Origin of the sequence: Polaromonas sp. (genome assembly GCF_036676035.1) — a bacterium.
GTDB lineage: Bacteria > Pseudomonadota > Gammaproteobacteria > Burkholderiales > Burkholderiaceae_C > Polaromonas.
In genome coordinates this window covers 1-25,499 of the sequence record NZ_JAKFDR010000059.1, presented here as the reverse complement: position 1 = coordinate 25,499, position 25,499 = coordinate 1, and the positions used below count along the sequence as shown (strand labels likewise).

Genomic DNA, 25,499 nt, shown 5'->3' with positions numbered 1-25,499 from the left:
CCCGCCCGCCCGCCCGCCTGCCCGCGCTTCCCGACGTGCCGACCCTGGCGGAGTTGGGTTTCCCGGAGGCGAACCTCGATTCACTCTTCGGTTTGTTTGCGCCCACTAGCACGCCCGCTACCGTGGTGCAGCAGCTCAATCGCGAAGTGGATGCTGTCCTGCGCGACCCCGGCCTGCGCGGCACCTTGCTGGCTGCCAGCAACACGCCCTTTGCGGGCTCCGCGGCAGATTTCCTGAGGCAAGTCCAGCGCGAAGCCGAACGCTAGCGGTTTTCGCCAGCCAAACAGTGCGATGTCCGCTTCTGCCCGATAGTGTTGAAAAACTCGGTCGGTGCGGTCTTGGGGCTGATTGAGGGAGTACCTGACGCCCAAACAACGATCACGGCTCCTGGGCCGTTTTGAAGGTCGAATCTTTCGCCTAACGCTGCTCGCGCCGGCGCAGCAGCGTGTCCACCTCCCGCGCCGGATACCGCGGCCTAGGCGGGCATCCGCAGTTGCTTGCGCAAGCTCTTGTCGAACGCGGACCGCGGGACGAAGCGACGCAGCAGGCTCACTTGCCTGGCGAAGCCGCCCGCGGTGTACCGGGTGCCCGGCTTCGCCGTGGTCGCCGCATTCAGGACAGCCTTTGCGACCACCTCCGGCGAGTCGGCAGTCAGCATCACCTCGCGCGTCACGGTTTCCGCATTGGAACGCGCGGACGCGTAATCGCCCAACGGCTGGTCGGCCTGGATCAAATTGCTCTCGAACGATGTGCGCGTGTAGGCGGGTTCCACGAGTATCACCCTGACGCCCGCGTCCCGAACCTCGTGGTCCAGCGATTCCGAGTAGCCTTCCAGCGCGTGCTTACTCGCCCCATACAGCGCGAAGTAGGGTGCCGGGATAAATCCCTGCACGGAGCTGATATTGACGATTCGGCCCGACCTCTGCCGGCGCATCACCGGTAGGACGGCCTTGATGGTTCGAATGACGCCGAACAGGTTGACGTCGAAGAGCGCCTTCGCCTGTTCGATCGATGATTCCTCGGCCGCTCCAATAAGGCCGACCCCGGCATTGTTGACCAGCAAGTCGATGCGACCGGTTTTCGCGAGGACCTCCGTGATCGCGGCCTCGACCGAGTCATCGCGGGTCACATCGCAAGCCACATGTTCCACCCCCGGGGTTGGCTGCGACGGGGGCTTGCGCGAGGTACCGAACACGCGGTATCCGGCCTGTGCCAGCGCCCGCGCGGTTAGCTCTCCGATACCGCCTGATGCTCCCGTCACTATCGCCACGGGGGTGGGTTGCTGTTTTTGTCGATTGGACATTGGTTGCTCCTGTGTTGAGAAAAAGTTTAGGTACCTGTGCTTGGGGCGTCGTCTTCCCGGCGGGGATCTGAATGCAGGTACAAGCCATCCAGGACAAGTTCGATATGGCGGCCGAGGAGATCGGGGGTGTGCATCAGGAAGTCGTCCGGTATGAGTGATCCAATCGTGTGCCGGTACAAGCACGTCATCATGATGGGCAGGATCAGCGCGTGCGCTGCGAGGTCGACATCGACTGGGCGGAGCTCCCCGCGGTCGATGCCGCGCAGGAGGATGTGAGAAACCTGCGCGCGCACCGGCCCCATCACTTCGCGGTTCCAGCAGTCTGCCAGTCCAGGAAAGTGGCGCACTTCTGTCAGAACCAGCTTGAAGATGCCGCCGGCTCGGCCTTCCACCAGCGAAGCCTGCCACATCGTCAAGGCCTGACGAAGCAGTTCGCTGCTTGCTTCGGCGCTCATGGCCATCTGATGGGACCGCCCGTCAATCCGGGTCGAAAAACCCTCGGCAATGAGCGTCCTGAGTAGGTCTTCCTTGCTATCGAAGTAAAGGTACAGCGTTCCCTTGGACACGCCGGCCCGCGCGGCGATCTCTTCCGCCCGGGATCCCGCAAAACCTTTGTCCACAAAGACGGCCAGTGCGGCATCGAGCAGTTCCCGAGGCCGCGCCTGTTTGCGTCGACGGCCGCCGGTGTCGGCGAGCTCAAGCATGAGACCCTCCGCTCGCGTTTTGTGCGACCAGGGAGCCCGGCTCGATGGCTTGCGCCTCGGCGGAGGATTCGCGCCGCACGCGGAACCAGGCGGCGTACAGCGCCGGTACGAACACGAGGGTGAGCGCCGTGGCCACGACGAGGCCGCCCATGATCGAGATCGCCATTGGTCCCCAGAAGACGCTGCGCGACAGCGGGATCATGGCCAGCACCGCGGCGGCGGCTGTCAGCACTACCGGGCGTGAGCGCCGCACCGTGGCGTCGACGATGGCCGTCCACGGCGCCACGCCGCGCGCGATGTCCTGATCTATCTGGTCGACGAGGATGATCGAATTGCGCATGATCATGCCGCCGAGTGCAATCACGCCCAGCAGTGCGACGAAGCCGAACGGCGCCTGGAACAGCAGCAGCGCCGGAACCACGCCTATCAACGCCAGTGGTGCTGTCATGAAGACCATGAAAACCCTGGAGAAGCTTTGCAGCTGGATCATCAGCAAGGTGAGCATCACGGCGAACATCACGGGAAATATTGCGAACAGCGCCTCGTTGGCTTTGTCGCTCTCCTCGATCGCGCCGCCCTCCTCGATGCGGTAGCCGGCGGGCAGACCGTCGATGATGGGTTGCAGCGACGGCCGGATCTTGGCGGTGGCATAGGGCCCCTGCACGCCGTCGACCACGTCGCTGCGCACGGTAAGTGCCATGTCGCGATTGCGTCGCCACAGTACTGGCTCTTCGAAGCCCGGCTCAACACGGGCCAACTGAGACAGCGGCACGCTGACCCCGCTGCGCGTGAACACCTGCAGGTCGCCCAGCTGGCCAATGCTCTTGCGCTCCTCGGGCGTTGCCCGCACGACCACGTCGACGAGTTCCTCGCCGCGGCGGATCTGCGTCACGGTGGCTCCGTCCAGCGCCGTCTGCACCAAACCCTGGATGTCGGCACTGGACAGGCCCAGCAGGCGTGCCTTGTCCTGATCGACCCGGACCTGCACCGAGCGGACCTGTTCGTTCCAGTCCAGTTGCGTGTCACGCACCAGCGCGCTTTGGCGGACCGCGTCGCGCACCCGGTAGGCGATTTCCCGCACCTGCGCCTTGTCGGGGCCGACGACGCGGAACTGCACCGGAAAGCCCACCGGCGGGCCGAACTCCAGACGCGTGACGCGGGCCTTGACGTCGGGCAGGACTTCATCCTTGGCGAACATTTCCATGAGTCGGGAGCGCACGCGTTCGCGCTCTTCGATGCCTGCTGTCTTGACGACGAACTGCGCAAAACCCGGGTTGGGCAACTCCGGCAGGATCGACAGATAAAAGATCGGCGTACCGGCCCCGGTGTAGGCGGTGAAGAACTCGATGTCCGGGTCCTTCGCCAGTTGCGCTTCGAGCACCTTCACCTGGCGTTCGGTGGCGGCGAACGACGCGCCTTCGCGCAACCGCAGGTCCACCAGCAGTTCCGGCCGCGACGCGGTGGGGAAGAACTGCTGCTGCACCGTCAGCATGCCGGCGCCAGCAATGGCGAAGACCAGTACCGTGATGCCCAGCACCCAAGCCCGATACGCCACCGCCCAGTCGACCACACGTCGCAGCCGGTGGTAGACAGGCCGGTCGTAGATGTCGTGGTGTGTGCCGGCTGTCAGGTTCTTCGGCAGCAGGAGCACGCCCAGGTAGGGCGTGAAGACCACGGCCACGATCCAGGACAGGATGAGCGCCACGCCCACGATCCAGAAGATGCCGCCCGCGTACTGCCCGGCGATCGACTTCGCGAACCCCACCGGCATGAAGCCGGCGGCCGTGATCAGCGTACCGGTGAGCATGGGGAATGCGGTGGACGTATAGACATACGTGGCCGCGCGCATCCGATTCCAGCCTTGCTCCAGCTTCACCACCATCATTTCCACCGCGATGATGGCGTCGTCCACCAACAATCCCAGCGCGATGATCAGCGCGCCCAGCGAGATGCGGTCCAGGTTCCAGCCTGCGGCGTACATGACCCCTGCCACCAGCCCGAGCACCAGCGGCACCGAAGCGGCCACCACGATGCCGGTGCGCCAACCAAGGAACAGGAAGGATACAGCCAGCACAATGGCCAGCGCCTCCAGGAACACGCGCTCGAACTCCCATACCGAGTCCGCCACGACGCGCGGCTGGTCGGCATATTGCTGAATTTCGACTCCCGCAGGCAGTTCCTGCCGCAGTTGCGCCAGCCGCTCTTCCATCGCGCGCCCAAAGGCCAGCACGTTGCCGTTGGCCTGCATCGTCACGCCGATGACCAGCACCGGCACACCGTTGTGGCGGATGGTCATGCTCGGAGGATCCTCGTACCCGGCGCGCACGGTGGCGATGTCCGCCAGCCGAAGCAGTTGCCCGCCCACCTCCAGCGGCACGTTAGCAACGTCCGCGGCACTGCGCAGCCCGCCGTCGACGCGCACTTGCACGCGGTCGTGCGTGGCGTCGGCCGAGCCGGCCGGAGCCACAAGATTCTGGCGCGCCAGGGCGTCGAACACCGCCGCCGGCGCGATGCCGAGTGCGGCCAGCCGCCGCGTGGAGATTTCCACGTACACGCGCTCGGACTGCTTGCCCAGTATGTCGACCTTGCCCGCACCCGTCACCCCCTGGATGCGCCGCTTCACGTCTTCAGTCACCGCCAGCAACTCGGCCATCGACAGTCCTGGCGCGCTCAGCGCATAAAGCACGCTGTAGCGCTCGTTGTACTCGTCGTTGAAGAACGGCCCGCGCACGCCCTCGGGGAACTCCTGGCGCACGTCGCCAATCTTCTTGCGCACCTGGTACCAGGCGTTTTCCAGCTCTTCCTTGCTTCGGCCCCCCTTCATCCACAGCGTGATGCCGCCGTAGCCCTGGCGCGAGAAGCTGCGCACGTAGTCGAAGTGATTCAGTTCCTGTAGCCGGCGCTCGATCCGGTTGAGCACCTGGTCCTGCACGTCCTGCGCGCTGGCGCCCGGCCACACGACGATGGCCGTCATCTGCGGAACGTCGAAGTTGGGGTCCTCCAGTCGGCCCAACTGGCTGAAGGAGATGCCGCCCACGATGAGGGTCGCGATGATGAGGAACAGCACCATCGGCCGATGCGTGACGGCCCATTCAGAGAGGTTGAAGCGCTTCATGAGGTGCTTTTGGTGGCGACGGCGGGAGGGGCTTCGGTGGTGCGTTCGACCGCACGCACGGGGATGCCGGCATCGAGCTTCTGGGCACCGACGCTGACCACCCGGCTGCCGGCGGCCAGGCCGGTGACGCGCACCGACGCGTCGTCCATGCCGACTACCTGCACGGGCTGGAACACGAGGCCCGAGCCCTTGGTATCCAGCACCCAGACGCCCGCAGAGCCGCTGGCCTTCACCAGCGCCGTGACCGGCAGGGCGGCACTCGCCGCGCCCGCGGTCGGGCCGGACAGGTTCAGCTGCATGGTGCTGCCCAGGGGCAGGGCGGCGACTTGTGCGCGCGATTCCGGAGCGGCAGCGTAGCGCACGCGGAAGGTGCGGCCCTGTGCGTTGGCCAGCGGCGAGAGTTCGCGCAGCGCCAGCCGCAGAGGCGCCTTTGCATCTTGCGCCGCGTCGTGCCAGAGCGTGGCTGTGGCGGCGAGCGTGCGCGCCCGGCTGACCCATTCCTCCGGGAGGTCGGCGACAATTTCTCGTTCACCGTCGCGGGCCAGCGAGAGCACGGACTGGCCCTCGGCAACCACTTGGCCACGCTCGAACCGCAACGCAGTGACCACGCCGGGGTAGGGTGCGACCAGCGTGGCGTAGCCCTCGCGGTTGCGCGCCAGATCGAGTTGGCGACGCGCCTGGTCCAGCCGGGCCGCAGCCGCGTCGGCGCGTGCCTTCTGGCGCTCGTGATCGGCCGCGCCCACCGATCCGTCCGTCAGCAACCTCCCGAAGCGGGCCTCGTCCGATGCGGCCTGCTGCGCATCGACGGAAGCAGCCTGCACCTGGTCAGCGGCGGCCCGCATGGCCAGTTGGTAGTCGACTGGATCGAGCCGGGCGAGCGGCTGGCCGGCCTTGACGACGTCGCCCACCTCGACCAGCCGGTCCACCACCTTGCCGCCGGTGCGAAAAGCCATGTCTGTTTCGACACGGGCCCGGACGACGGCGGTGAACGAGCGCGTTTGCGGGGACACGGCCTCGGTCACGGTGGTCACGAAGACCGGCTTGACGACGGCGGCAGGGACGGGGGCGTCACTGCACGCAGCCAGGAGCAAGGCCGCCGTGACCATCGTCAAACGGGATACGGGGAGGGGAATTCTGTTCACGGGGGCGTCCTTTCGGTAGGGGAAGTCATGGCATGGCTGACACTGGCCGGCGCGAAGGCGCCGCCCAGCGCTTTGTAAAGTTGCACGTCGGCCAGCACCTGCTGAAGTCGGCTGTCCGACAGCGCGAGTTCGCTGGACAGCGCCGAACGCTGCACGTCCAGCAGCACCAGCAGGTCGATCTGTCCTTCACGCTGCAGCGACTGGGCGCGCTGCAGCGAGCGGCGGCGGTGTTCCACGGCGGTGGCCAGCGCTGCGCTGCGCCTGGCCTCTTCGCTGCGCACAAGAAGGCTGTCCTCCACTTCCTGAACCGCCACCAGCACCGCCTTCTGCCAGGTCAGCAGTGCCTCTTCGGCACGCGCGGACTGCGCGCGGATGCCGGCGTCAATTCGTCCCGCATTGAAGAGCGGCGCGGCGAAAGCAAGCGCGACGTTGGAGAAGTGCACCGGCGCAAGGTCCAGCGCGTTCAAGCGCAGGTCCTGGCGGCCGAGCAAGGCGCTCAGGAAAAGCTTGGGCCACCACTGGGCCCGGGCTTCGTTGACGCGGAGCGTCTCGGCCGCGAAGCGCGCCTCGGCGGCGATCAGGTCGGGACGGCGCATCAATAGTTCGCTGGGCTGTCCGGTGCCGATCTCGCGTGTCCGGGGCCATGCATACGACGGCGTGTCGACGATGACGCGTACCGAGGGGTTGCGATCCAGCAGCACGGCGAGCCGCGTCTGTGAGACGCCGGCCAGCGTCCGCAGTGACGCCACCTGCGCGTCGAGCGCGTCGGCCTCGGCACGCGCGCGGTCCAGGTCGAAGGCGCTGGCTTGGCCTTCGCGCAGGCGGCTGGCCACGCGTGTAGCGGTTTCGCGCTGCGCCGCAGCAAGCGCTTGCACGATGCGAAGCCGCTCGTCGGCGCCGCGCAGCACGAAATACTGCCGAGCCACCTCGCTGGCCACCAGCAGCCGAGCGCCTTCCACACCGACCACTGCGGCGGCGGCATCGGCCTGCGCAGCGTCGCGTGCCGCTCGCACGCCACCGGCGAGGTCGATCTCCCAGGCCACCTCTACACCAGCGCGCAGCGCACGCGTGTCCGGCAGCCCCTGCTTGACCGGAGCGGGCAGGCCGCTTTCACTGCGTGAAGCCGAAGCCTGCAGACCGACCGTAGGCCACAGACGAGAGGCCTGGGCATCACTGCCCGCCCGCGCCTGGATCACGCGTTGCAGGGCGATGCCCACGTCCTGGTTGGCGGATAACGCTTCATCGACCAACGCTGTCAGCGTCGGGTCGGCATAACCCACCCACCAGGCAGCGTCAACGTCCCGGGTGGCTGCGGCCGCCGGCGCTCCCTGACTGAAGGCAGCAGACAAAGGCGTGCTGGGCGACGGTGGCTGCACAGGAGCAACCGAGCACGCTGACAGGAAGGCGAGCGCCACCAGCCCAAGAGAGTGGCGGGCTGTGTGTCGCTCAATTGATTTGTTGAATTTCTTCATAAACTGTACCAAGTAGTACAGTAATTGTGATCTGGATATACTGAACTGTCAAGTACATTAAATTTCGCAATGGCCCAGAAAGACGATCTCCCCCAAAAACCCCAGCGCGGCAGGCCGCGTGACCCTGAGCGCGGCAGGCGCATCCTGGAAGCGGCGCGCAGCCACTTCTATACGCACGGCCTGGAGCGCGCCAACGTAGATGCCATCGCGGCCGAAGCCGGCGTGTCGAAGATGACGATCTACAGCAACTTCGGGTCCAAGGAAGGGCTGTTCGAGGCGGTGGTCCGCGAGCGGACCGAGCACGTGGTGGGCGGTGTCGCGGGCGTCGAGTCGCTAGACCCCAATCAGCCTCAAAAGGCGCTACTGGCCATCGGCGAGCGATTCCTCGCGCTGGCGCGCGAGGAGGACGCACTGGGCAAGTTCCGGTCGGTCTACGGCGCTGCGGGGGCGCAGCCAGAGGCCTGCCGGGCCTTCTACCGGGAAGGGCCCGAGCGGCTGAACGGCGAGCTGGCTGCGTACCTGCGTCGCGCCGACGCGGCGGGCACGCTGAAAGTGCGGCACCCGCTGCAGACTGCGTCCCTGTTCCTGTCGATGTTTCTGGGCGATGGTCACATCCGCGGCCTGCTGATGCTGGACATGCCAGACGCCAAGGAGGAAAGAGCGCTGGTGCGGGAGGCGGTGAGGGTCTTCATGTCCGCTTATGGGACTGGAGTCTGAAGCGGCGGTGACCGCAGGCGAGCGCGTCCGCTTGTGTGCGTCATGATCGCGAAGCCCCCGCAGCCGTGGACCGTGGCGGGACCTGTTCTAAACAGAAGGTCAAACCTGGCTTTTCGTAGCGACTGTCAGATCGTCCAGGAGCATACGGGCCGCTTTGCTCAACGTCTCCCGGTAGCAGATGTTGAACCGGCGCTTGGCGCCTGCAGGCCGATGTACTCATACTCCAGCGTATCGACGAAACTCCGGCGTTTGCGGGCCGCGAGCGGGTGCGAAACATGGGCAACGACAGCCAATTGGTCCGTTCGCCAATCTGTACCTGAACACCTGCACGGCACGGCACGGCACGCTGGGTTGGACTGTGGCCTGCGGCTCTGCGCGCGTGCTGGCCGACGTCATGAGCGGCCGCGCGCCCGAGATCCGCGCCGACGACATTTCCCTGCAGCGTATGCACAGCCGAAACCACGGAGGGACCGCTCCTTGAGCGCAGTCCAACTTGACTAACTGCTTGTGAACGTGTTTACGACTTCAGCTTTGCTTGTTGTAAATTTTGAACACCGCAAACCCGCATGAATCCTAAGTTCATGTTTACGACTTTAATTGCTCAGAATAGCCGCGCGGGAGATTATGCTCATAGGGACGTCGTTCCCACTTCCGACCACCCCTTTGGACCCGCACACGAGACACGTTTCACGATGCACCTTTGCAACCTGCCGCGACATGCTGCCTCCCTTTTGCTGAAGAAAGCTGCGTTGTTCGTAAATATTGATTGGCAGATGAAATAGCCCGGTTACATAGCCAATCACTACTTGAATCCCTCTGGCCACAACCTCCATATTGAATGCCAGCATCGAAGGCTGTGGATCATCAATGCCGCGCAAGTAGCTACCCTACCGGTACTGACTGAGCTAAGGATGCAGTGGTGCGGGTATGTCGAATCCATCGCTATTTGGCACATCTACAGCGCCAATCTGTGTGTTCACGTATACCAAGAAGTCATCGCACGCAGCTAATCCGTGCCATAACCGTGAGTCCCAGGCATTGCTACCCAGTTGGGCTCGAGCGTCGGCGTATCGTCGAAGTAACACATTTCTTAGCGCGCCGGCCTGAATGCCGGCGGGAAAGTGATGCCTCAACTCTCCAATAAGATTGCTCACCAAGCTTGCGGCCTCACCTTGGAAGCGCGACGCAAGGCCTAGTCGTGTTAAATGTCGTTGAACTATTTCCCCCTGCGGCTGTAGAACGCCAACTCCAGCTCCGTAATATTCGATCGCCAGACGGCCTCCGGCCACAGTGATAGAGCAATGCAGCAAGGCATCGGCTTCGGGAATGCTGAAGTATGGATGGCAGTAGAGCAATGCGTTCGGGTCGTAGTAATTCCATTTACGATGATTGCATCCGAAACATACGTAAAGCATGTTCGTGTGATACACGGAATACTCTGGATAATGGTCTTTCGGCAGGTAATGATCCCAAGTTCTGGGATCATTCAACATGCAATAGGGGCAGCGCTGGAGATTGATCTGCGCATGAGCCTTTAATGCTTCAAGAATTCCATCTTTGAGGTTGGAAAGTGGGGTTGTCATGCTGTCATAACAGGACAACAACGCAGCCTTGGTGTCTACAGCCCAAGCAGCTAGAGCAGGAACTTGTAGTGCAGTTAAAGCGATTTCGTAAGCTTGGCAGCGTGCCAAGACTTGAGGTTGTGCGGCAATGAGAAGAGCACGCGTTGCAAGGTGTTTAGCACCAATGATCGCTGGAAAATATGTGGTGACGTCAAGCTCAGCTGTTTTCTGATACCTCACTTCGCAACCTCGCCTTTGCTATGGCCGCGGAGCGATTCCAGGTATATATCGGCGTTCAAGCTCAGTTGGCCGTCAAAAAGCTGGCGAACTTGGTCGATATCACCCCCGGCCGCCGCAAACATGTTATCCAAAACAGCTCTATAGTCCCGGTCCGATTCCGTGGATGCAAAAACAAAACGCGTAATTTCTGAGATGCTCTCTCCGAACGTTTGGAACGTTGGCTGAAGCACCATTGGCGTCATGCGGTCGCGGCGAATCACATGTACGCATTCCTTTGGAAGCTGCTGAATCACAAGAGGTGAATGAGTCGCGACGATCGCGAAGGAGTCCTGATTCGCCAGTATTTCGGCAAGCGAACTCAATAAACCGGTCAATAACTGAGGATGAAGGTGAAGTTCGGGTTCGTCGAAAAGAACAAGGGTGCGCGGTCCGATCTTGGCAAGAATATGGCAGATGCAATTCAATGCGAGCCGTTGCCCAGCACTCAGTCGCTCGTAAAGTGAGGCATGCAACTGTGGTTGATCGACAAATTCATCTAGATCGTTAACTCGTACCAAATTTCCAAGGACGCTCTTCAGAAGTGCTCGTTTCTCAGGTGGCATTTCGGCTGAGATCATCGTTCTAATGTCATTAAGCAAGTCTTCTTTGCTCTTGAGCAGACCTCCATCACCTTGAAGCCCACAGTAGCTGTACTTGAACTCTTCTCCCTGTGCCTGCGTTGGTCGTTCGAACTCGTCGAACGCACTGAATGACACCGCTACCACGGTATAGATAGACGGCACCGGATCAAGCGCATCTTCAGATTGAAGCGTTGATCGATTGTCATTAGTGGCTTGATTGGAGAATCGACTTAAAAGCATGGCCAATCGCGCCATCACCTGGGTCTTGCCCACGCCGTTTAGTCCAACGATGGAGTGGATTCGGCGCGGGACACTACCACGCGGTAGAAAGTCAAATTCAAATTTGTGAGGGGCGCTCGCACCATCAAGCAGAATTTTTGTCGAGAACTGGCCTATCAGTTGCCGCTGAGTTCCAAAGCGGGTTCCAGCAGAATCGAGTAGTTCTCGAGCGGTCGAATCTCTCAGAAGCGATACCTTAAAACATTGTTCAGATTGGAACTTCTGACGTACTTCAGGAAGATACGCCGCATCGCGGAGGGAACTCAACACGTCTCGCGCAAGGGTTTTTTCTAGCGTGGCGAGAGTGTCGTAGTACTTCTTTGAAGAAGACAAGGAACAGACTGCTAACAGCAGTTCTTCGGGTACTTTGTGGGCGGTTGAAATGGCGTTAAAAGGGCGGCTCTCAATGCCTTCCGGTTGACCGAGTTGCATGACCTTAACTTCTGTCAAATCTACGGTCTCTGTGGAGCTAAGGCGTAGTTGCGCCCCAAAAGTAGTGAAGTACAAATAATCGTTCCAATTGTCTCGTTCGAGCACTAAGCACGGGTAGGTTGGCTCCGAAAGCGGAAGAGCAGACCTACGATCACGAATAAATATTTCCATCGAAAGAAGTTACCAGATTAGACGTGGATGTGGAGAGAAAATGCGTTTGAGAGAAGAGTGGGATGGAGTAGATACGATTCCGACGAGATCGCCGGCGCCGCCATGTCGTGAATGATGCTCAAGATAAATCCAAGTGTCACGCAGGAACTAAATTCATCATAACGACAGTGCTTTATCGCCACCGTTGTCTCAGTGCAGTGCGGCCCACGTCAGGGGCGCATTAAGTGGTGTGCCACCTTTCCTCCGCCGTCAGAGGAAGGTATTCTGAGCAATTACTCAGCAGTCCGAAAGTAGTGCGACATACTTTGTCATCCTGAGCCCTTAGCCCGCGCTCAGGACAGGCTCCGCGAAGGAGCCCGGTATGCCGGCAAGACTCTTCGCGTTGCTCAGAATGACAGCATAGGTGGCGTCGCTTTCGTTACGGACTGCTGGGTAAAGTCGTAACTAGGCTCCTGGCAGGAACGATTGACGGGCGGCGCCCGCAGGACGGCTACCACCGCAAGGCCGGCGTTGTCACCGGAGCATCCCAAAGTGCCTTCAACTCTTCGTTCAGTAGCGTCACGGTCAGGGAGGCGCCGGCCATTTCGAGCGAGGTGATGTAGTTGCCGACCAGCGACCGCACCGGAACCAGGCCGGCATGGCTCAGGCGCTCGCTGGCCAGCTGGTACAGCAGGTATAGCTCTATCAACGGCGTTCCGCCGAGGCCGTTGACGAGCAGCAGCACCTCTTGCCCCTGCTTCGGGTTCAAGTCTTTCAGGATCGCGTCCATCAGCTCTTCAACGATAACGGTGGCGGATTGGAACGCCCCGCGCCGGCGCCCGGGTTCGCCATGAATGCCCACGCCGATCTCCATTTCGTCAGGGCCGATCTCGAAAGTCGGCACGCCCGCCTCCGGCACGGTGCAGCTGCTGAAAGCCACCCCCATGGAGGCCGTGCAGGCGTTCACGCGGTCACCCAGGCGCTTGCAGGCGGCCAGGTCGGCGCCGCGCTCCGCGGCCGCGCCGACCATTTTCTCGACCACCAGCGTTCCGGCAACGCCGCGGCGGCCCGTGGGATGCCCGGCTGCGTCGACCGACACGTCGTCGTTGACCAGGACCCAGGCGTATTCGCTGTCCATCATGTCCATGGCCATCTGGAAATTCATCACGTCGCCGGCGTAGTTCTTGACGATGAAAAGTACACCCGCCTCGCCGCCGACGGCCTTGGCCGCAGCCAGCATCTGGTTGGGCGTCGGCGAGGTGAACACCTGCCCGGGACAGGCGGCGTCGAGCATCCCGGTGCCGACGAAGCCGGTATGCAGCGGCTCGTGGCCCGATCCACCGCCGGAGATCAGCGCCACCTTGGACGGCGTGGGGTTCTTGCGCGTGACGAACAGCGGGTCCAGATGCACGGTCACCAGCTGGGCATGGGCGGCCCCGAACCCCAGCATGCTTTCAAACACAAGGTCGCTCGGGAGGTTGGTGAATTTCTTCATCGCGGCTCGTAGTGGATGGTGGGCCGATTATGGTCACCGCGGGCGTGCCTTGTCACGCGAGGTTCTCCGCAGTGATGATTTCTATTCGGGGGTTGCTCACGGCCAGCGCGCCGCGCACGTCTTCGCACAGCAGCCGCAGTACCTTGGCGGCGGTCATGATGGCGTAGTACACGTCCTGCTGCAGCACATAAGAGACGACGTTGGCCACCAGCAGCGAGCGGTGCATCTCCAGCAGGTCGTGCACCACGAATCCCAGCGAGCTGTCGTAACCCAACTCCTGCAGGGCGCGGCTGACGCCATGCGAGCCCGGGCCCAGGTTGTACAGGGCGTGCAGCTTCCCGTCGGTTTGGGCTGGGGCTAGGAATTGCCGGGCAAATGTGTAGGCCTGGTCTTCCGATTCCGGCATGTCGGACAGCTCGATCAGCCGGGCATTGGGAAAGCGCTCCTCCAGCACCTGGGCAAAGCCGATGCGCCGGTCGATCTCGGCGGCGAATCGTGTTGCCGGGGACAGCATGGCGCAGCGACCGGGCTCGCCGTGCGGCAGGCAGCGGCCCAGCAGGATGCCCGCAGTCCGCCCGGCGGCGCGGTTGTCCGCGCCGACGAAGGTCTCGCGCAGCGAACCGGCGACGTCGGAAAACAGGGTGACCACATGCACGCCGCTGCGCGCCAGTTCATTGATGGCCAGCTTGACCTGCGGCACGTCAGGGGCCAGCAGGGCGATGCCGTCCAGATCGGTCATCTTGGCCAATTCCTGAGCGAAGTCGGCGCCGTCCTGGTTGGGCAGGCGATGGGTGATCTCAGTGATGTGCTGGTGCCTGAAGTCGCCAGCGGCCTGAGCGACTACGCGGTCGATGATGTCGAAAAAACCACGCCGCGAAGCGGGCAGCACAAACCCGAAGCGGTAGTTGGGCGTGGACCGTGGGCGGCCGCGGGCTGGACTGGCGGCGCCCAGCGCCTGCATCACGGTGCGGACCCGGTCCACCGTGGCCGGGTTGACGCCCGGCCGATTGTTCAGCACGCGATCGACCGTTGCGGTGCTCACGCCCGCAGCTTCCGCTATCTGGTTGATGGTGGCTGCCATTGGATCGATGGGTTTGCGGCCAAGGTGATTGGCAAATAAATCAATCTTGCGGCCGCCCTTCCTGCTCAGAATGTACCGCAATTTCGATCACCCAAGGCGGAGTGCCTTGGAAAACGGCTGGAATCTTGATCTTCTTGACTATTAGGGTTTGTATTGATTGATGTATTAAATGATGTGATTACCATCAATCACATCAGACAAAGTCAATCGACCTAGGCTGATCGGCGGATGATGCCGAAAAACAGGCGGGCGGATGCACTCGAATCGCCGCTTTCATTTGCAACCCAAGCGTGGCCCGCCACGCACCGTAAGGAGACGAACACATGAGCAAAGCCAAATCAACCCTCTGGCGCCTGCTGGCCGGGGCCGCGCTGGGATTGACAGCGCTGGGCGCAAGCGCGCAGGACAAGCAGCTGACCCTGTGCTGGGCCGCCTGGGACCCGGCCAACGCGCTGGTGGAACTGTCCAAGGACTTCACTGCCAAGACCGGTATCCAGATGAAGTACGAGTTCGTGCCCTGGCCGAACTTCGCGCAGCGCATGCTCAACGAGCTCAATTCCAAGGGCAAGCTGTGCGACCTGCTGATCGGCGACAGCCAGTGGGTCGGCTCGGCCGCCACCGAGGGCCACTATGTCAAGCTCAACGACTTCTTCGACAAGAACGCCATCAAGATGGGCGACTTCATGCCGGCGACCGTTGAGGGCTATTCGACCTGGCCCAAGGGCACGAAGAACTACTGGGCGCTGCCGGCCATGGGCGACGCGGTGGCCTTCACCTACCGCAAGGACTGGTTCGCCCGCCCCGAGTTGCAGGCCGAGTTCAAGAGCAAGCATGGCCGCGAACTGGCCCCGCCCAAGACCTGGGACGAGTTCAAGCAGATCGGCCAGTTCTTCCAGAATCGCGTCATTGATGGCAAGAAGGTGTACGGCGCCGCGCTCTACACAGAGCGCGGCTCCGAAGGCATCACGATGGGCGTGACCAACGCCATGTACGCCCATGGCATGGAGTACGACAACCCGAAGAAGCCATACGACATGAACGGCTACATCAACGGCCCCGGCGCCGTGAAGGGGCTGAAGTTCTACAAGGACCTGTACGACTGCTGCGTGCCGCCCGGCCACAGCAACGCCTACATGACCGAGGACCTGGACGCCTACAAGTCGGGCCAGGTGGCGATGCAGATGAACTTCATCGCCTTCTTCCCTGGTATCTCCAAGGACCCGCAGGTCGGCGGCGAGAAGACCGGCTTCTTCCCCATCCCCAAGGGCGACAAGCAACTCGCGCAACTCGGCGGCCAGGGCATCTCGGTGGTCAAGTACTCCGACAAGAAGGACATGGCGCTGCAGTACATGAAGTGGTTCGCGCAGCCTTCCATCCAGAAGAAGTGGTGGGATGGTGGTGGATTCACCTGCATGAAGTCCATTCTGGAAGCGCCCGGCTTCGAAACCAGCACGCCCTATGCCAAGGTGTTCATTGACTCGATGAAGATCGTCAAGGACTTCTGGGCCGAGCCGAGCTACGCGCAGTTGATGCTGGCCATGCAGGCCCGCGTGCATGACTACGTGGTCGCCGGCAAGGGCACCCCCAACGCCGCGCTGGACGCGCTGCTGAAGGACTGGACCCAGGTGTTCAAGGAAGACGGGAAAATCAAGTGAAATCCACGGAATTCACGCAATGGGTACCGCCGCAAGCGGCGGTACCCAGCGCCAGTCTCCCGGAACCGGTGGGCTCCGCCCATCGGGCCGCCCCCGCCGCGTCAGGGCAGCGTCCGCTCCTGGCCCTGCGGGGGCTGTCAGACCGGGCGCTGGCCTGGCTCTTCGTGGGCCCCACTATCCTGCTGCTGCTGGCCTTCAACATCTTCCCGTTGCTGTGGACGATCTATCTCTCATTCACCAACTTCCGTGCCAACCGGCCCAATGCAGAAGTGGTGTGGCTGGGCTTGTCCAACTACCAGCGCGTACTTGGCGATGAGGCAATCTGGGAGAACATGCGGACCACGGCGCATTTCCTGTGCTGGTCGATTGCCCTGCAACTGCTGCTGGGCTTCGCATTGGCCCTGCTGCTGAACCGCAAGTTCAAGTCGCACAGCTTCTGGAGCACGGCGATCCTGCTGCCCATGATGCTGGCGCCGGCGGTGGTCGGCACCTTCTGGAAGTATTTCTTCGAGCCGCAGTACGGCATCTTCAACGCAATAGCGCGCCTCTTCGGCGGCGCCGGCAACTTCACCATGCTGGGCGACACGCAGCTCTCGCCCTGGGCCATCGTGCTGGTGGACACCTGGATGTGGACGCCTTACGTGATGCTGCTGCTGCTGGCCGGGCTGCGCTCCATTCCTCCCTATCTGTACGAGGCGGCCGAGATCGACCGGGCCTCGGAGTGGACAAAATTCTGGCGCATCACGCTGCCGATGGTCATGCCCTTCATCATCCTGGCACTGCTGTTCCGCTCGATCGAGAACTTCAAGATGTTCGACCTGGTGGACAACCTCACCAATGGCGGCCCCGGCTCGGTGACCGAGCTGGCATCGATCCACCTCAAGCGCGAGGCTTTCGAGAAATGGCGAACCGGCTACAGCTCGGCCTTCGCCATCATCCTTTTCGTCGCGATCTACGGCATGTCGCTCGTGACGGTGCGTTTCCTGGACAAGGTGAAACAGAGATGAAAACCATCCCCCACAGCCCGCTGGAGCCGACGTCACTCGCCAAATGGTTCGCCGGAGTCCTGGTCATCACCTATACCATCATCTCGCTGGTCCCTTTGGCGTGGATTTTCATGACGAGCCTGCGCACCCCGCAGGACGCCATTGCCTATCCGCCCAAGGTGGTGGCCGAGGCGTCCCTGATTGGCTACGTCAACCTGTTCACCACACGCTCGCGCGTGTCCGCAGAAGAACTGGCGGCGCAACCACCGGCCACGAGCTGGTACGAAGGCCTGGTCCGTGAACAGCAGATGATCCTGGCCGGACCCTCGCGCTTTTCAGACCGTTACCTCAATTCGCTGCTGATCGGCTTTGGTTCGACCCTGCTGTCGGTGGTGCTGGGCACACTGGCGGCCTATGCGTTCTCGCGCTTTCGGGTGCCGGGCAAGGACGACTGGCTGTTCTTCATCCTGTCCACCCGGATGATGCCGCCGATCGCGGTGGCCATTCCCGTCTACCTGATGTTTCGCCACCTGGGGCTCAACGACACCCACCTGGGCCTGATCCTGCTGTACACCGTCGTGAACCTGTCGCTGGCGGTGTGGCTGCTCAAGGGTTTCATGGACGAAATCCCGCGCGAATACGAGGAAGCGGCCATGGTGGACGGCTACACCCGCTGGCAGGCCTTCGTCAAGGTAGTGCTGCCGCAGGCCGCCACCGGCATCGCCACCACCGCGATCTTCTGCCTGATCTTTGCCTGGAACGAGTACGCGTTCGCGCTGCTGCTCACCAGCGGCACGGCGCAGACATCGCCTCCCTTCATTCCCACCATCATCGGTGAGGGTGGCCTGGACTGGCCCGCCATGGCGGCCGGCACCACGCTGTTCCTGCTGCCGGTGCTGGTCTTCACCGTGCTGCTGCGCAAGCACCTGCTGCGCGGCGTGACCTTCGGAGCCATTCGAAAATGAAGTCCCGCAAATCCCCCCGCTGGCTGCGCCGCGCGCCCTGGGAACGTGGCACCGCCACCCTGATCGGCCTGGGCCTGGTGATGCTGATGCAGCCCTGGTCCATCGAGGTCTACAGCTATGCCTTCACCGTGCTGCTGGCCGGCGTGATTGGCTACTCCATCGCAGGCAAGCTTCCGGAACACTGATATGTCTGAAATACGAATCCAAAACCTGCAAAAGCGCTTTGCCGACTTCACCGCAGTGCGCGGCTCATCGCTGGTGCTCGAAAGCGGCAAGTTCGTCGTGCTGCTCGGCCCCTCGGGCTGCGGAAAAACGACCACGCTGCGCATGATCGCCGGCCTGGAGTACCCCACGGGCGGCAGCATCACGCTGGACGACCAGGACGTCACCTATCTCAGGCCGCGCGAGCGCGACATCGCGATGGTGTTCCAGCTGTTCGCGCTTTATCCCCACATGGGGGTGCGCGGCAACCTGGAGTTTCCGCTGCGCAATGAGGGCGTGTCGCGCGCCGAGATAGACCGGCGCGTCAATGAAGTCGCCGCCATCCTGCGCATCGAGCACCTGCTGGGTTCGCGGGTCACCGGCCTGGCCGGTGGTGACCGGCAGCGCGTGGCGCTGGGCCGCGCCATCGTGCGCCAGCCCAAGGCCTTCCTGATGGACGAACCGCTGGGCACGCTGGACGCCGAGTTCCGCGAACTGATGTGCGTGGAGCTGCGCAGGCTGCACGACCGGCTGAAGACCACCACCGTGTTCGTCACGCACGACCAGAACGAGGCGATGGCGTTGGCCGACCATATCGTGGTGATGAACGAGGGCGAAATCCTCCAGGCCGACGACCCGCATGGCGTCTACAGCTTCCCCTCCTGCCTCTTTGTGGCGCGATTCATCGGCCGCCCGCCGATGAACCTGCTCAACGTCGATGCGCCCGTGGTACGCGGCAACACGGGCGTATGGGTGGCACGGACAAAGATTGACGTGCCTGCGGTCGAGGCCCCCTCCTCATCGGTGCTGATGGGTGTGCGGCCCGAACACGTGCGCCTGCGGGCGCCGGGCGAGGGCAGCCTGGACGGCCGCGTGCAGCACGTCGAGTACTTCGGCTCGCACTGGGTCGCCGAGGTTCAGACCGATGCGGGGCCGCTGAAAGTGCTGGCCGACAAGTCGGTACGGCCGGTCCTGAAAGAGCAGGTCGGCCTGGCCTTCGACACCCAACGGGTGGTGCTTTTCGACGCGGCCACCGAACGCTTGCTGCCCAGCGCCACCACTATCGCCCACCAACCGAGTATGCGCCATGGCTAGTATTTCCCTACACGGCATCCACAAACATTTTGGCGACATCGCGGCGTTGACCGATCTGCAGCTGGAGATCGCCGACGGCGAGTTCTTCGTGCTGCTGGGGCCCAGCGGCGCCGGGAAAACCACGACACTGCGCATCATCGCCGGGCTGGAGCAACCCGAGGCTGGCCTGGTGCGCATGGACGGCGAAGACGTCACCACCGCAGCGCCGGCCCAGCGCGACTGCGCCTTCGTCTTTCAGCAGTATTCGCTGTACCCGCATCTGACGGTGTTCGACAACCTGGCGTTTCCGCTGCGCGCACCGCTGCGCCGCATTCCCGAGGCCGAAATCCGGCGGCGGGTGGAACGGGTCGCCGCCACGCTGCACATCGAAAGCAAATTGCAGCGCAAGGCCACGGCCCTGTCCGGCGGTGAGATGCAGCGCGTAGCCATCGGCCGCGCCCTGGTGCGGGAGCCGCGTGTCTACCTGATGGACGAGCCACTGTCTTCGCTGGACGCGAAGCTGCGCGAGGAACTGCGCGTGGAACTCAAGCGCCTGCAACGCCAAAGCGGCACCACCGTGGTCTACGTGACGCACGACCAGGTGGAAGCCACCACGCTGGCCGACCGCATTGCCATCCTGGAAGCCGGCCACATCCAGCAGGTCGGTACACCCGAGGAGATCTACGAGGCGCCCGTGTCGGTGCAGGTGGCGCAGCGGCTTGGTTCGCCGGCGATCAACGTGTTGCCGGCGGGCTGGTTCGTCGGCCAGCATCCGGCCGCGGCGGCCTGCGTCGGCATTCGGCCCGAGGACGTGGAACTGGCAGGTGAGAACGATGGCTTCGAGTGCACAGTCATCGAGTCCTCCCTGCTCAAGCATCACGTCATCGCCGAGCACGCCGGCGTGGAGGTGCGCGCCCGCCTGATGCAAAGCGTCGCGCCTCCTCCCCAGTCCCGTATCCGCCTGCGTTTTCCGGCTGGCCAGCGCCTGCTGTTCGACCAGGCCGGAAAGCGGCTTGCAGCCTGAGACCCTATTCCTAACGAGATCCACCCCATGAACACTCAAGACATCATCACGGCCGCCCAGGCGGTACATGCCGCCATCCTGACCAACGAGCAGCAGATCGAATCGCTGGATCGCGCCATCGGCGACGGCGACCACTTCATCAACGTACGGCGGGGCTGCGAAGCCATCGCCGTGATCACGCCCGAACTGGTGCCGCTGTCGCCGGCGCAGGCGTTCAACCGCATCGGCATGAAACTGCTCAGCACCATAGGCGGCGCTTCGGGGCCGCTGATCGGCAGCTTCTTCATCTCCATGGGCAGGGAGCTGGAAGGCTCGGCCGAGCCGGATGCGAAGCACTTTGCACGCGCCCTGGCCGCAGGTGTCGAAGCCATCAAGAGCCGCGGCAAAGCCGACCTGGGTGAAAAGACGATGCTGGACGTGCTCATCCCCGCCTCGCGGCTGCTGCTGCGCCTGGCCGACGAGGGCTGCGACCAGGGCACGCTGTGTGCCCGCCTCAAAGAAGCAGCGGAGTTCAACATGCTGGCCACCCGCGACATGATCGCGACCAAAGGCCGGGCCCATTTCCTCGGTGAGCGCGCCCTGGGGCATATCGACCCCGGTGCGAAGACCAGTCAGGTCGCGCTGTTCGCTGTGTGCGACATGCTGACCATCGGAGCAGCATCATGAAAAAATTCGTCAACGATGTGGAGCAACTGCTGCAGGAATCGCTGCAAGGACTGGCCGCCGCGCACAGCGACCTGCTGACCCTGCACCTGGATCCAACCTTCGTCACGCGCAAGCAGTTGCCGCAACCCAAGGTGGCCCTGATATCCGGTGGCGGTTCAGGCCACGAGCCGCTGCACTGCGGCTTGATAGGCACAGGCATGCTCGATGCGGCCTGCCCCGGCCAGGTGTTTACCTCGCCGACGCCAGACCAGATGATGGCCGCGGCGGCGGCGGTGGACCGCGGCAAGGGCGTGCTGTTCATCGTCAAAAACTACGCTGGCGACGTGATGAACTTCCAGATGGCCGCGGAGATGATGCAGCAGCCCTGCGCGACCGTGCTCGTCAACGACGACGTCGCCGTGGAGCGTTCGACCCACGGCACCGGGCGGCGCGGCGTGGCCGGCACGCTGATCGTGGAAAAGCTGGTGGGCGCGGCGGCCGAGGCCGGTGCCAGCCTGGATCAGTGCAAGGCGCTGGGGGACAAGGTCAACAGTTGTACCGCGTCGATGGGCGTGGCCTTCACCAGCTGTACCGTGCCGGCGGCGGGGCGGGCGACCTTCGATATCGCCGAGGACGAGATGGAATTCGGCGTGGGCATCCATGGGGAGCCCGGGCGCCGGCGCGGACTGGTGCGCCCTGCGCAGGAGCTGGTCAACGAGTTGATGGCTGCCATTCTGGGCGACCTGCGGCCCTTGCCCGGCTCAGAGGTTCTGCTGCACGTCAACGGCTTCGGGGGCACGCCCCTGATCGAGTTGTACCTGCTGTACCACTGCGCGAACCAACTGCTTGCGGGCCAGGGCCTGAAGGTGGCAAGGTCGTTGGTCGGCAACTACACGACTGCGCTGGAGATGGCTGGCGCCTCGCTGACCGTCACCCTGTTGGACGAGGAAATGAAATCCCTGTGGGATGCGCCTGTGCACACGGCTGCGCTTCGCTGGTAGGTCGGCCGCCCCGTCCCGGGCCGCCGCATCAAAAAGGAGATTCTCATGATGACCAACCGAAGACAGGCCATCACGCTGGCCTGTGCGGCGGCGGCCGTGCTGGCGCGGCCGACCCTTGGCTTCGCGGCCAGGAAGCCATCCGCGGATGGCGTGCTGCGGCTGGGCCAGTCGACTGCGCTGACGGGCTCCAACGGCGCGGTGGGGCGACAGTTCCGCGACGCCGCGTTGGGATGGTTCAACCTGGCCAACAGCCAGGGCGGCGCGGGTGGCTATCGCATCGAACTCGTTACGCTCGATGACGGCGGCGTGGTTGAGCGCGCAACCACCAACGCCAAGCTCCTGGCCAGCACGCACGGAGCCGTCGGCTTCTTCGGCTTCGCCGGGCCAGGTGCCAACCGCGAGGGAATGCAGGGAGCGATGGAAGAAGGCGTGCCTTTCATCGCGCCGGTCAGCGGCATGGACGTGCTGCGGCAACGCGACAACACCAACGTCTACCTGCTGCGTGCCGGCCACCGCGACGAAATCCGCCAGATCATCCGGCATACCAGTTCCACCGGCATCACCCGGGTGGCACTGCTGTTCGAATACGAATCGGCGGGATGGGAGATCAGGGATTCGTTCGCCCAGGCGGCCGATACCGCCAAGCTCGCCAGCAGCGTGAGCGCCAGCGTTTCCCGAGGCAGCGCCGACGTGGGCCCGGCTGTTGCAGCACTCGTTGCAGCCAATCCCCAGGCCATCATCCTGGCGGCCAACCCAAGCGCCAGCGCGGCTTTCGTGCGGGCCGCGCGCAAAGCTGGTTTCGGCGGGAGTTTCTATACCGTGTCCACCGTGGGCGGCCAGGTGCTGCTCGATCAGCTGGGTCAGCTCGCGGTCGGAATATCCGTGGCGCAGGTCGTGCCGTTTCCGTGGGGCGGCACCACAGCGATCTCGCGCGAGTTCCTGGGCTTTTGCACCGCCAGCCAGGTCAAACCCGACTTCGCCAGCATGGAGGGCTACATCGCCGCCCGGTGGCTGACGGAAGCCTTGAAGCGGGCAAAACCCCGCGAGCCGAGCGCCGCGGCTTTGGGCGCGGCGCTGGAGCAAATGCCGGCCTTCAGCCTCAGCGGTTTCCCTTTGGCCTTCAGCAGCGGCACGCGAAGCGCCTCATCGTTTGTGGAGCTGACGGTGGTTTCGAACCAGCTGAAGTTTTTGAAATAGCGGGACGCGGCGGTCCCGGGCAGCCCGCGCGAAAGTATGAAAAAGGCACCCAGACAGCCTGCCTCGCCAATCCAACCCTCAAAGATCGGGTAAGCGGTCCGATAACCATTGGAATGCAAGTGAATCAGTTTGAAGAATTGAGCAGGCTTTTCCCTAAGGAGGAAGAAATTCCCGAAGTGCACCGCATGGAGGGGCAGATTCACCAGAGGACTTATGTCGTTGCAGGCCGTCTGGAGAAGTGGGATGGCGAAACCAAGGATGTTCTGTCTCCGATCTGCATACGGGCGCAAGACGGAAGCGTTTCTCAAGTGAAAATTGGCAGCTACCCCTGGATGGGAGAAGCGCAGAGCGATGAGATTTTGGAAGCGGCGGTCGCCGCGTACGACAGTGGCCGGGGCCGGTGGCCGACGATGTCCGTGGGCGGGCGCATCGAATGCATGGAGGATTTCGTGCGCCAGATGGCGGCGCAGCGGGAAATCGTGGTCAGACTGATCATGTGGGAGATCGGCAAGAGCCTGGCCGACTCGCGCAAGGAATTCGACCGCACCATCGAGTACATCCTGGCCACCATCGCGGCGCTAAAGGCGCTGGACAACAACAGCTCCCGTTTTACCGTGGTGGAAGGCACGATCGGCCAAGTGCGGCGCACACCGCTGGGCGTGGTGCTGTGCATGGGGCCGTACAACTATCCCCTGAACGAGACCTTCTGCACCCTGATTCCCGCGCTGCTGATGGGCAACACCGTCGTGTTCAAGCCTCCTCAGTACGGGACTTTACTGTTCTCACCTCTGCTTGAGGCGTTTCGCACGGCCTTTCCGAAAGGCGTCATCAACACCATCTACGCGGCGGGTGAAGTTGTGGTGCCACGCATGCTTGCGTCGGGCAAGATCAATGTCCTGGCGCTGATAGGGTCGAGCAGGGTGGCAGATCATTTGAAGAAGCAGCACCCGAAGTCGCACCGCCTGCGGGCTATCCTCGGGCTCGACGCCAAGAACGCCGCCATCGTCATGCCCGACGCAGACTTGGCGCTGGCGGTCAAGGAGTGTGTGCTGGGCGCCCTGTCCTTCAACGGACAGCGCTGCACGGCGCTCAAGATGCTTATTGTGCATCGCTCCCTCGTGGACAAATTCCTGCGACTGTTCTCGGAAGAAGTCAGCAAGCTCAAGATCGGCATGCCCTGGGAGCCGGGTGTCAACATCACGCCGCTGCCCGGTCCCCACCGCACGGCGTACATGACGTCGGCCATTGAGGAAGCGACAGGCATGGGCGCTTCAATCATCAACAGCAAGGGTGGCACCTACTGCGGCACCCTTTTCCATCCTGCCGTGGTCTATCCGGTGCGCGCGGGCATGAGGTTGTACCGGGAGGAACAGTTCGGTCCGGTGGTTCCTGTCATGGCCTACGACGATGCCGAGGAGGCCCTGCAGTACGTAATTTCGTCGGACCATGGCCAGCAGGTCAGCGTGTTCGGCTCGGACCCGGTGCAGATCGGTGCACTGGTCGACCCGCTGGTCAACCAGGTCTGCCGGGTCAATATCAATTCCCAGTGCCAGCGGGGTCCGGACGTATTCCCCTTCGCAGGCCGCAAGGACTCCGCCGAGGGCACCCTTTCTGTTTCCGATGCACTGCGCGCCTTCTCCATCCGCTCGATGGTAGCGGTCAAGGAGACCGAGGCCGGCAAGCGCTTGCTGAACTCGATCGTCCGCACCCACGCATCAAACTTCATCAATACCGGGTTCATCCTGTGAAGAGGCTGCCTTCATGAACCGATCCCAGAAATGTTCGGGATAGCGCCGTGAAGTACGACGGCCATGTGCAAGCGTTTGACCCTCGGCGGTGTGCTCTACATGCTGGCCGACGCCGACAGCCGCATCGACAGTAGCGAAGGCGTGCACGTCATCCGCATGCCCGAGCACTATGGCGCCTTGAGCCCGCTGCTGCATGTGGTGCCGTTGCAGTTGCTGGCTTATCACACGGCGTGTGCGCGGGGCACGGATGTGGATAAACCGCGGAACCTTGCGAAGAGTGTGACTGTCGAATGACGGGCATGGCGCGCAGAGCGCGTGATCGCCATGAATAAAGTCCATCGGGTTAAATAAAAGTCCGTCGGAGAAGTTTCACTGTATGAACTCGTTCTTTCTCCGTCGCGGTTTGCTTGTCCTTACAGGGTGGGCAAGCGGTCGAAGTGGTCGAAGCGAGGGAACGGTGGCTGCACCTCCGTGACGTCAAGCTCGTCAACAAGTGCTGCGGGCATGCCATCGCGCAGCCAGTCGCACATGTCCGCAAGCTGCTCGGGCGAGCCCTGCAGCATCGCCCCTACCGACTCGTCCATGCGGTTGCGGACCCAGCCGGTGATGCCCAGCGCCTGCGCGCGGTGCACGCAGGCTTCCCGATAGCCGATGCCTTGCACACGGCCACGTACCCGCACCAGCCAACTCT

At 63.0% G+C, this 25,499-nt stretch carries 22 protein-coding genes and 1 pseudogene; 13 read left to right on the top strand and 10 right to left on the bottom strand.

The genetic code is table 11. The features are described from left to right. Positions 1–35 precede the first annotated feature (35 nt). A complete protein-coding gene (locus tag V6M61_RS09640; RefSeq protein WP_332776352.1) occupies positions 36–266 on the top strand; it encodes a tripartite tricarboxylate transporter substrate-binding protein in 231 nt (76 codons plus the stop codon). A gap of 209 nt (positions 267–475) precedes the next feature. On the opposite strand, the gene V6M61_RS09635 is transcribed toward V6M61_RS09640, so the two are convergent. The 5 genes from V6M61_RS09635 to V6M61_RS09615 are packed head-to-tail and all read right to left on the bottom strand — an operon-like array spanning position 476 to position 7,736. Then, complete coding sequence (locus tag V6M61_RS09635; RefSeq protein ID WP_332776351.1) at positions 476–1,303, bottom strand: oxidoreductase; 828 nt, start codon at positions 1,301–1,303, stop codon at positions 476–478. A 26-nt stretch (positions 1,304–1,329) separates the two neighbouring features. Beyond that, positions 1,330–2,007: a TetR/AcrR family transcriptional regulator gene (locus tag V6M61_RS09630; protein WP_332776350.1), complete on the bottom strand. Its 678-nt coding sequence runs from the start codon at positions 2,005–2,007 to the stop codon at positions 1,330–1,332. After that, entirely contained in the window at positions 2,000–5,122 is a 3,123-nt protein-coding gene (locus V6M61_RS09625) for an efflux RND transporter permease subunit (RefSeq protein WP_332776349.1), read from the bottom strand. The genes V6M61_RS09630 and V6M61_RS09625 overlap by 8 nt, the downstream gene beginning before the upstream one ends. Continuing rightward, a complete protein-coding gene (locus V6M61_RS09620; protein WP_332776348.1) occupies positions 5,119–6,264 on the bottom strand; it encodes an efflux RND transporter periplasmic adaptor subunit in 1,146 nt (381 codons plus the stop codon). Before V6M61_RS09620 ends, V6M61_RS09625 begins: the two co-directional genes overlap by 4 nt. Next, positions 6,261–7,736, bottom strand: coding sequence for an efflux transporter outer membrane subunit (locus V6M61_RS09615; protein WP_332776347.1), 1,476 nt, complete (start codon positions 7,734–7,736; stop codon positions 6,261–6,263). Before V6M61_RS09615 ends, V6M61_RS09620 begins: the two co-directional genes overlap by 4 nt. Before the next feature lie 69 nt (positions 7,737–7,805). On the opposite strand from V6M61_RS09615, the gene V6M61_RS09610 reads away from it, so the two are divergent. Then, the gene (locus tag V6M61_RS09610; RefSeq protein ID WP_332776346.1) at positions 7,806–8,453 is read left to right on the top strand and encodes a TetR/AcrR family transcriptional regulator; all 648 of its coding nucleotides are present in this window, start codon (positions 7,806–7,808) and stop codon (positions 8,451–8,453) included. 905 nt (positions 8,454–9,358) lie between these two features. Here V6M61_RS09610 and V6M61_RS09600 read toward each other — a convergent pair. The 4 genes from V6M61_RS09600 to V6M61_RS09585 form a co-directional block, all read right to left on the bottom strand. Continuing rightward, positions 9,359–10,255 carry a hypothetical protein gene (locus V6M61_RS09600; protein ID WP_332776345.1) on the bottom strand — a complete coding sequence of 299 codons (897 nt, stop codon included), beginning with the start codon at positions 10,253–10,255 and terminating at the stop codon, positions 9,359–9,361. Next, positions 10,252–11,586, bottom strand: coding sequence for an AAA family ATPase (locus tag V6M61_RS09595; protein WP_332776344.1), 1,335 nt, complete (start codon positions 11,584–11,586; stop codon positions 10,252–10,254). The genes V6M61_RS09600 and V6M61_RS09595 overlap by 4 nt, the downstream gene beginning before the upstream one ends. A 661-nt stretch (positions 11,587–12,247) precedes the next feature. Next, on the bottom strand, positions 12,248–13,231 hold the full coding sequence (gene dhaK, locus V6M61_RS09590; protein WP_332776343.1) for a dihydroxyacetone kinase subunit DhaK: 984 nt from the start codon (positions 13,229–13,231) through the stop codon (positions 12,248–12,250). Between the two features lie 52 nt (positions 13,232–13,283). After that, positions 13,284–14,312 carry a LacI family DNA-binding transcriptional regulator gene (locus V6M61_RS09585; protein ID WP_332776342.1) on the bottom strand — a complete coding sequence of 343 codons (1,029 nt, stop codon included), beginning with the start codon at positions 14,310–14,312 and terminating at the stop codon, positions 13,284–13,286. A gap of 323 nt (positions 14,313–14,635) precedes the next feature. Here V6M61_RS09585 and V6M61_RS09580 point away from each other — a divergent pair, with 323 nt between their 5' ends. The 11 genes and pseudogenes from V6M61_RS09580 to V6M61_RS09530 form a co-directional block, all read left to right on the top strand. Continuing rightward, on the top strand, positions 14,636–15,967 hold the full coding sequence (locus tag V6M61_RS09580; RefSeq protein ID WP_332776341.1) for an ABC transporter substrate-binding protein: 1,332 nt from the start codon (positions 14,636–14,638) through the stop codon (positions 15,965–15,967). After that, a complete protein-coding gene (locus V6M61_RS09575; protein WP_332776340.1) occupies positions 15,964–16,974 on the top strand; it encodes a carbohydrate ABC transporter permease in 1,011 nt (336 codons plus the stop codon). The genes V6M61_RS09580 and V6M61_RS09575 overlap by 4 nt, the downstream gene beginning before the upstream one ends. After that, a complete protein-coding gene (locus V6M61_RS09570; RefSeq protein ID WP_332776339.1) occupies positions 16,971–17,918 on the top strand; it encodes a carbohydrate ABC transporter permease in 948 nt (315 codons plus the stop codon). The genes V6M61_RS09575 and V6M61_RS09570 overlap by 4 nt, the downstream gene beginning before the upstream one ends. Then, complete coding sequence (locus V6M61_RS09565; RefSeq protein ID WP_332776338.1) at positions 17,915–18,103, top strand: hypothetical protein; 189 nt, start codon at positions 17,915–17,917, stop codon at positions 18,101–18,103. Before V6M61_RS09570 ends, V6M61_RS09565 begins: the two co-directional genes overlap by 4 nt. 1 nt (position 18,104) lies before the next feature. Next, positions 18,105–19,214, top strand: a complete 1,110-nt coding sequence (locus V6M61_RS09560) for an ABC transporter ATP-binding protein (RefSeq protein WP_332776337.1) — start codon at positions 18,105–18,107, stop codon at positions 19,212–19,214. Then, positions 19,207–20,217, top strand: coding sequence for an ABC transporter ATP-binding protein (locus tag V6M61_RS09555; RefSeq protein ID WP_332776336.1), 1,011 nt, complete (start codon positions 19,207–19,209; stop codon positions 20,215–20,217). The genes V6M61_RS09560 and V6M61_RS09555 overlap by 8 nt, the downstream gene beginning before the upstream one ends. A gap of 27 nt (positions 20,218–20,244) precedes the next feature. Further along, complete coding sequence (dhaL, locus tag V6M61_RS09550; protein ID WP_332776335.1) at positions 20,245–20,883, top strand: dihydroxyacetone kinase subunit DhaL; 639 nt, start codon at positions 20,245–20,247, stop codon at positions 20,881–20,883. Then, positions 20,880–21,863, top strand: a complete 984-nt coding sequence (gene dhaK, locus V6M61_RS09545; RefSeq protein WP_332776334.1) for a dihydroxyacetone kinase subunit DhaK — start codon at positions 20,880–20,882, stop codon at positions 21,861–21,863. Before dhaL ends, dhaK (V6M61_RS09545) begins: the two co-directional genes overlap by 4 nt. Before the next feature lie 45 nt (positions 21,864–21,908). Continuing rightward, complete coding sequence (locus V6M61_RS09540; RefSeq protein WP_332776333.1) at positions 21,909–23,060, top strand: ABC transporter substrate-binding protein; 1,152 nt, start codon at positions 21,909–21,911, stop codon at positions 23,058–23,060. A gap of 113 nt (positions 23,061–23,173) precedes the next feature. Further along, positions 23,174–24,808, top strand: a complete 1,635-nt coding sequence (locus tag V6M61_RS09535; protein ID WP_332776332.1) for an NADP-dependent glyceraldehyde-3-phosphate dehydrogenase — start codon at positions 23,174–23,176, stop codon at positions 24,806–24,808. Positions 24,809–24,892: 84 nt separating this feature from the next. Then, a pseudogene (locus tag V6M61_RS09530) lies at positions 24,893–25,102 on the top strand (glutamine--fructose-6-phosphate transaminase (isomerizing)); the annotation flags it as partial. Between the two features lie 119 nt (positions 25,103–25,221). Here the strand turns inward: V6M61_RS09530 and V6M61_RS09525 are convergent. Further along, complete coding sequence (locus V6M61_RS09525) at positions 25,222–25,491, bottom strand: acylphosphatase (RefSeq protein ID WP_332776376.1); 270 nt, start codon at positions 25,489–25,491, stop codon at positions 25,222–25,224. Positions 25,492–25,499: the final 8 nt, after the last annotated feature.

Excerpts from the sequence above, each read along its gene's own strand:
- V6M61_RS09615 (WP_332776347.1), bottom strand. The coding sequence starts at position 7,736 with ATGAAGAAATTCAACAAATCAATTGAGCGACACACAGCCCGCCACTCT.
- V6M61_RS09595 (WP_332776344.1), bottom strand. The coding sequence starts at position 11,586 with ATGCAACTCGGTCAACCGGAAGGCATTGAGAGCCGCCCTTTTAACGCC.
- V6M61_RS09560 (WP_332776337.1), top strand. The coding sequence starts at position 18,105 with ATGTCTGAAATACGAATCCAAAACCTGCAAAAGCGCTTTGCCGACTTC.
- V6M61_RS09555 (WP_332776336.1), top strand. The coding sequence starts at position 19,207 with ATGGCTAGTATTTCCCTACACGGCATCCACAAACATTTTGGCGACATC.
- dhaK (WP_332776343.1), bottom strand. The coding sequence starts at position 13,231 with ATGAAGAAATTCACCAACCTCCCGAGCGACCTTGTGTTTGAAAGCATG.
- V6M61_RS09565 (WP_332776338.1), top strand. The coding sequence starts at position 17,915 with ATGAAGTCCCGCAAATCCCCCCGCTGGCTGCGCCGCGCGCCCTGGGAA.
- dhaK (WP_332776334.1), top strand. The coding sequence starts at position 20,880 with ATGAAAAAATTCGTCAACGATGTGGAGCAACTGCTGCAGGAATCGCTG.
- V6M61_RS09570 (WP_332776339.1), top strand. The coding sequence starts at position 16,971 with ATGAAAACCATCCCCCACAGCCCGCTGGAGCCGACGTCACTCGCCAAA.
- V6M61_RS09625 (WP_332776349.1), bottom strand. The coding sequence starts at position 5,122 with ATGAAGCGCTTCAACCTCTCTGAATGGGCCGTCACGCATCGGCCGATG.
- V6M61_RS09580 (WP_332776341.1), top strand. The coding sequence starts at position 14,636 with ATGAGCAAAGCCAAATCAACCCTCTGGCGCCTGCTGGCCGGGGCCGCG.
- V6M61_RS09540 (WP_332776333.1), top strand. The coding sequence starts at position 21,909 with ATGATGACCAACCGAAGACAGGCCATCACGCTGGCCTGTGCGGCGGCG.
- dhaL (WP_332776335.1), top strand. The coding sequence starts at position 20,245 with ATGAACACTCAAGACATCATCACGGCCGCCCAGGCGGTACATGCCGCC.
- V6M61_RS09635 (WP_332776351.1), bottom strand. The coding sequence starts at position 1,303 with ATGTCCAATCGACAAAAACAGCAACCCACCCCCGTGGCGATAGTGACG.
- V6M61_RS09630 (WP_332776350.1), bottom strand. The coding sequence starts at position 2,007 with ATGCTTGAGCTCGCCGACACCGGCGGCCGTCGACGCAAACAGGCGCGG.
- V6M61_RS09585 (WP_332776342.1), bottom strand. The coding sequence starts at position 14,312 with ATGGCAGCCACCATCAACCAGATAGCGGAAGCTGCGGGCGTGAGCACC.
- V6M61_RS09610 (WP_332776346.1), top strand. The coding sequence starts at position 7,806 with ATGGCCCAGAAAGACGATCTCCCCCAAAAACCCCAGCGCGGCAGGCCG.
- V6M61_RS09535 (WP_332776332.1), top strand. The coding sequence starts at position 23,174 with ATGCAAGTGAATCAGTTTGAAGAATTGAGCAGGCTTTTCCCTAAGGAG.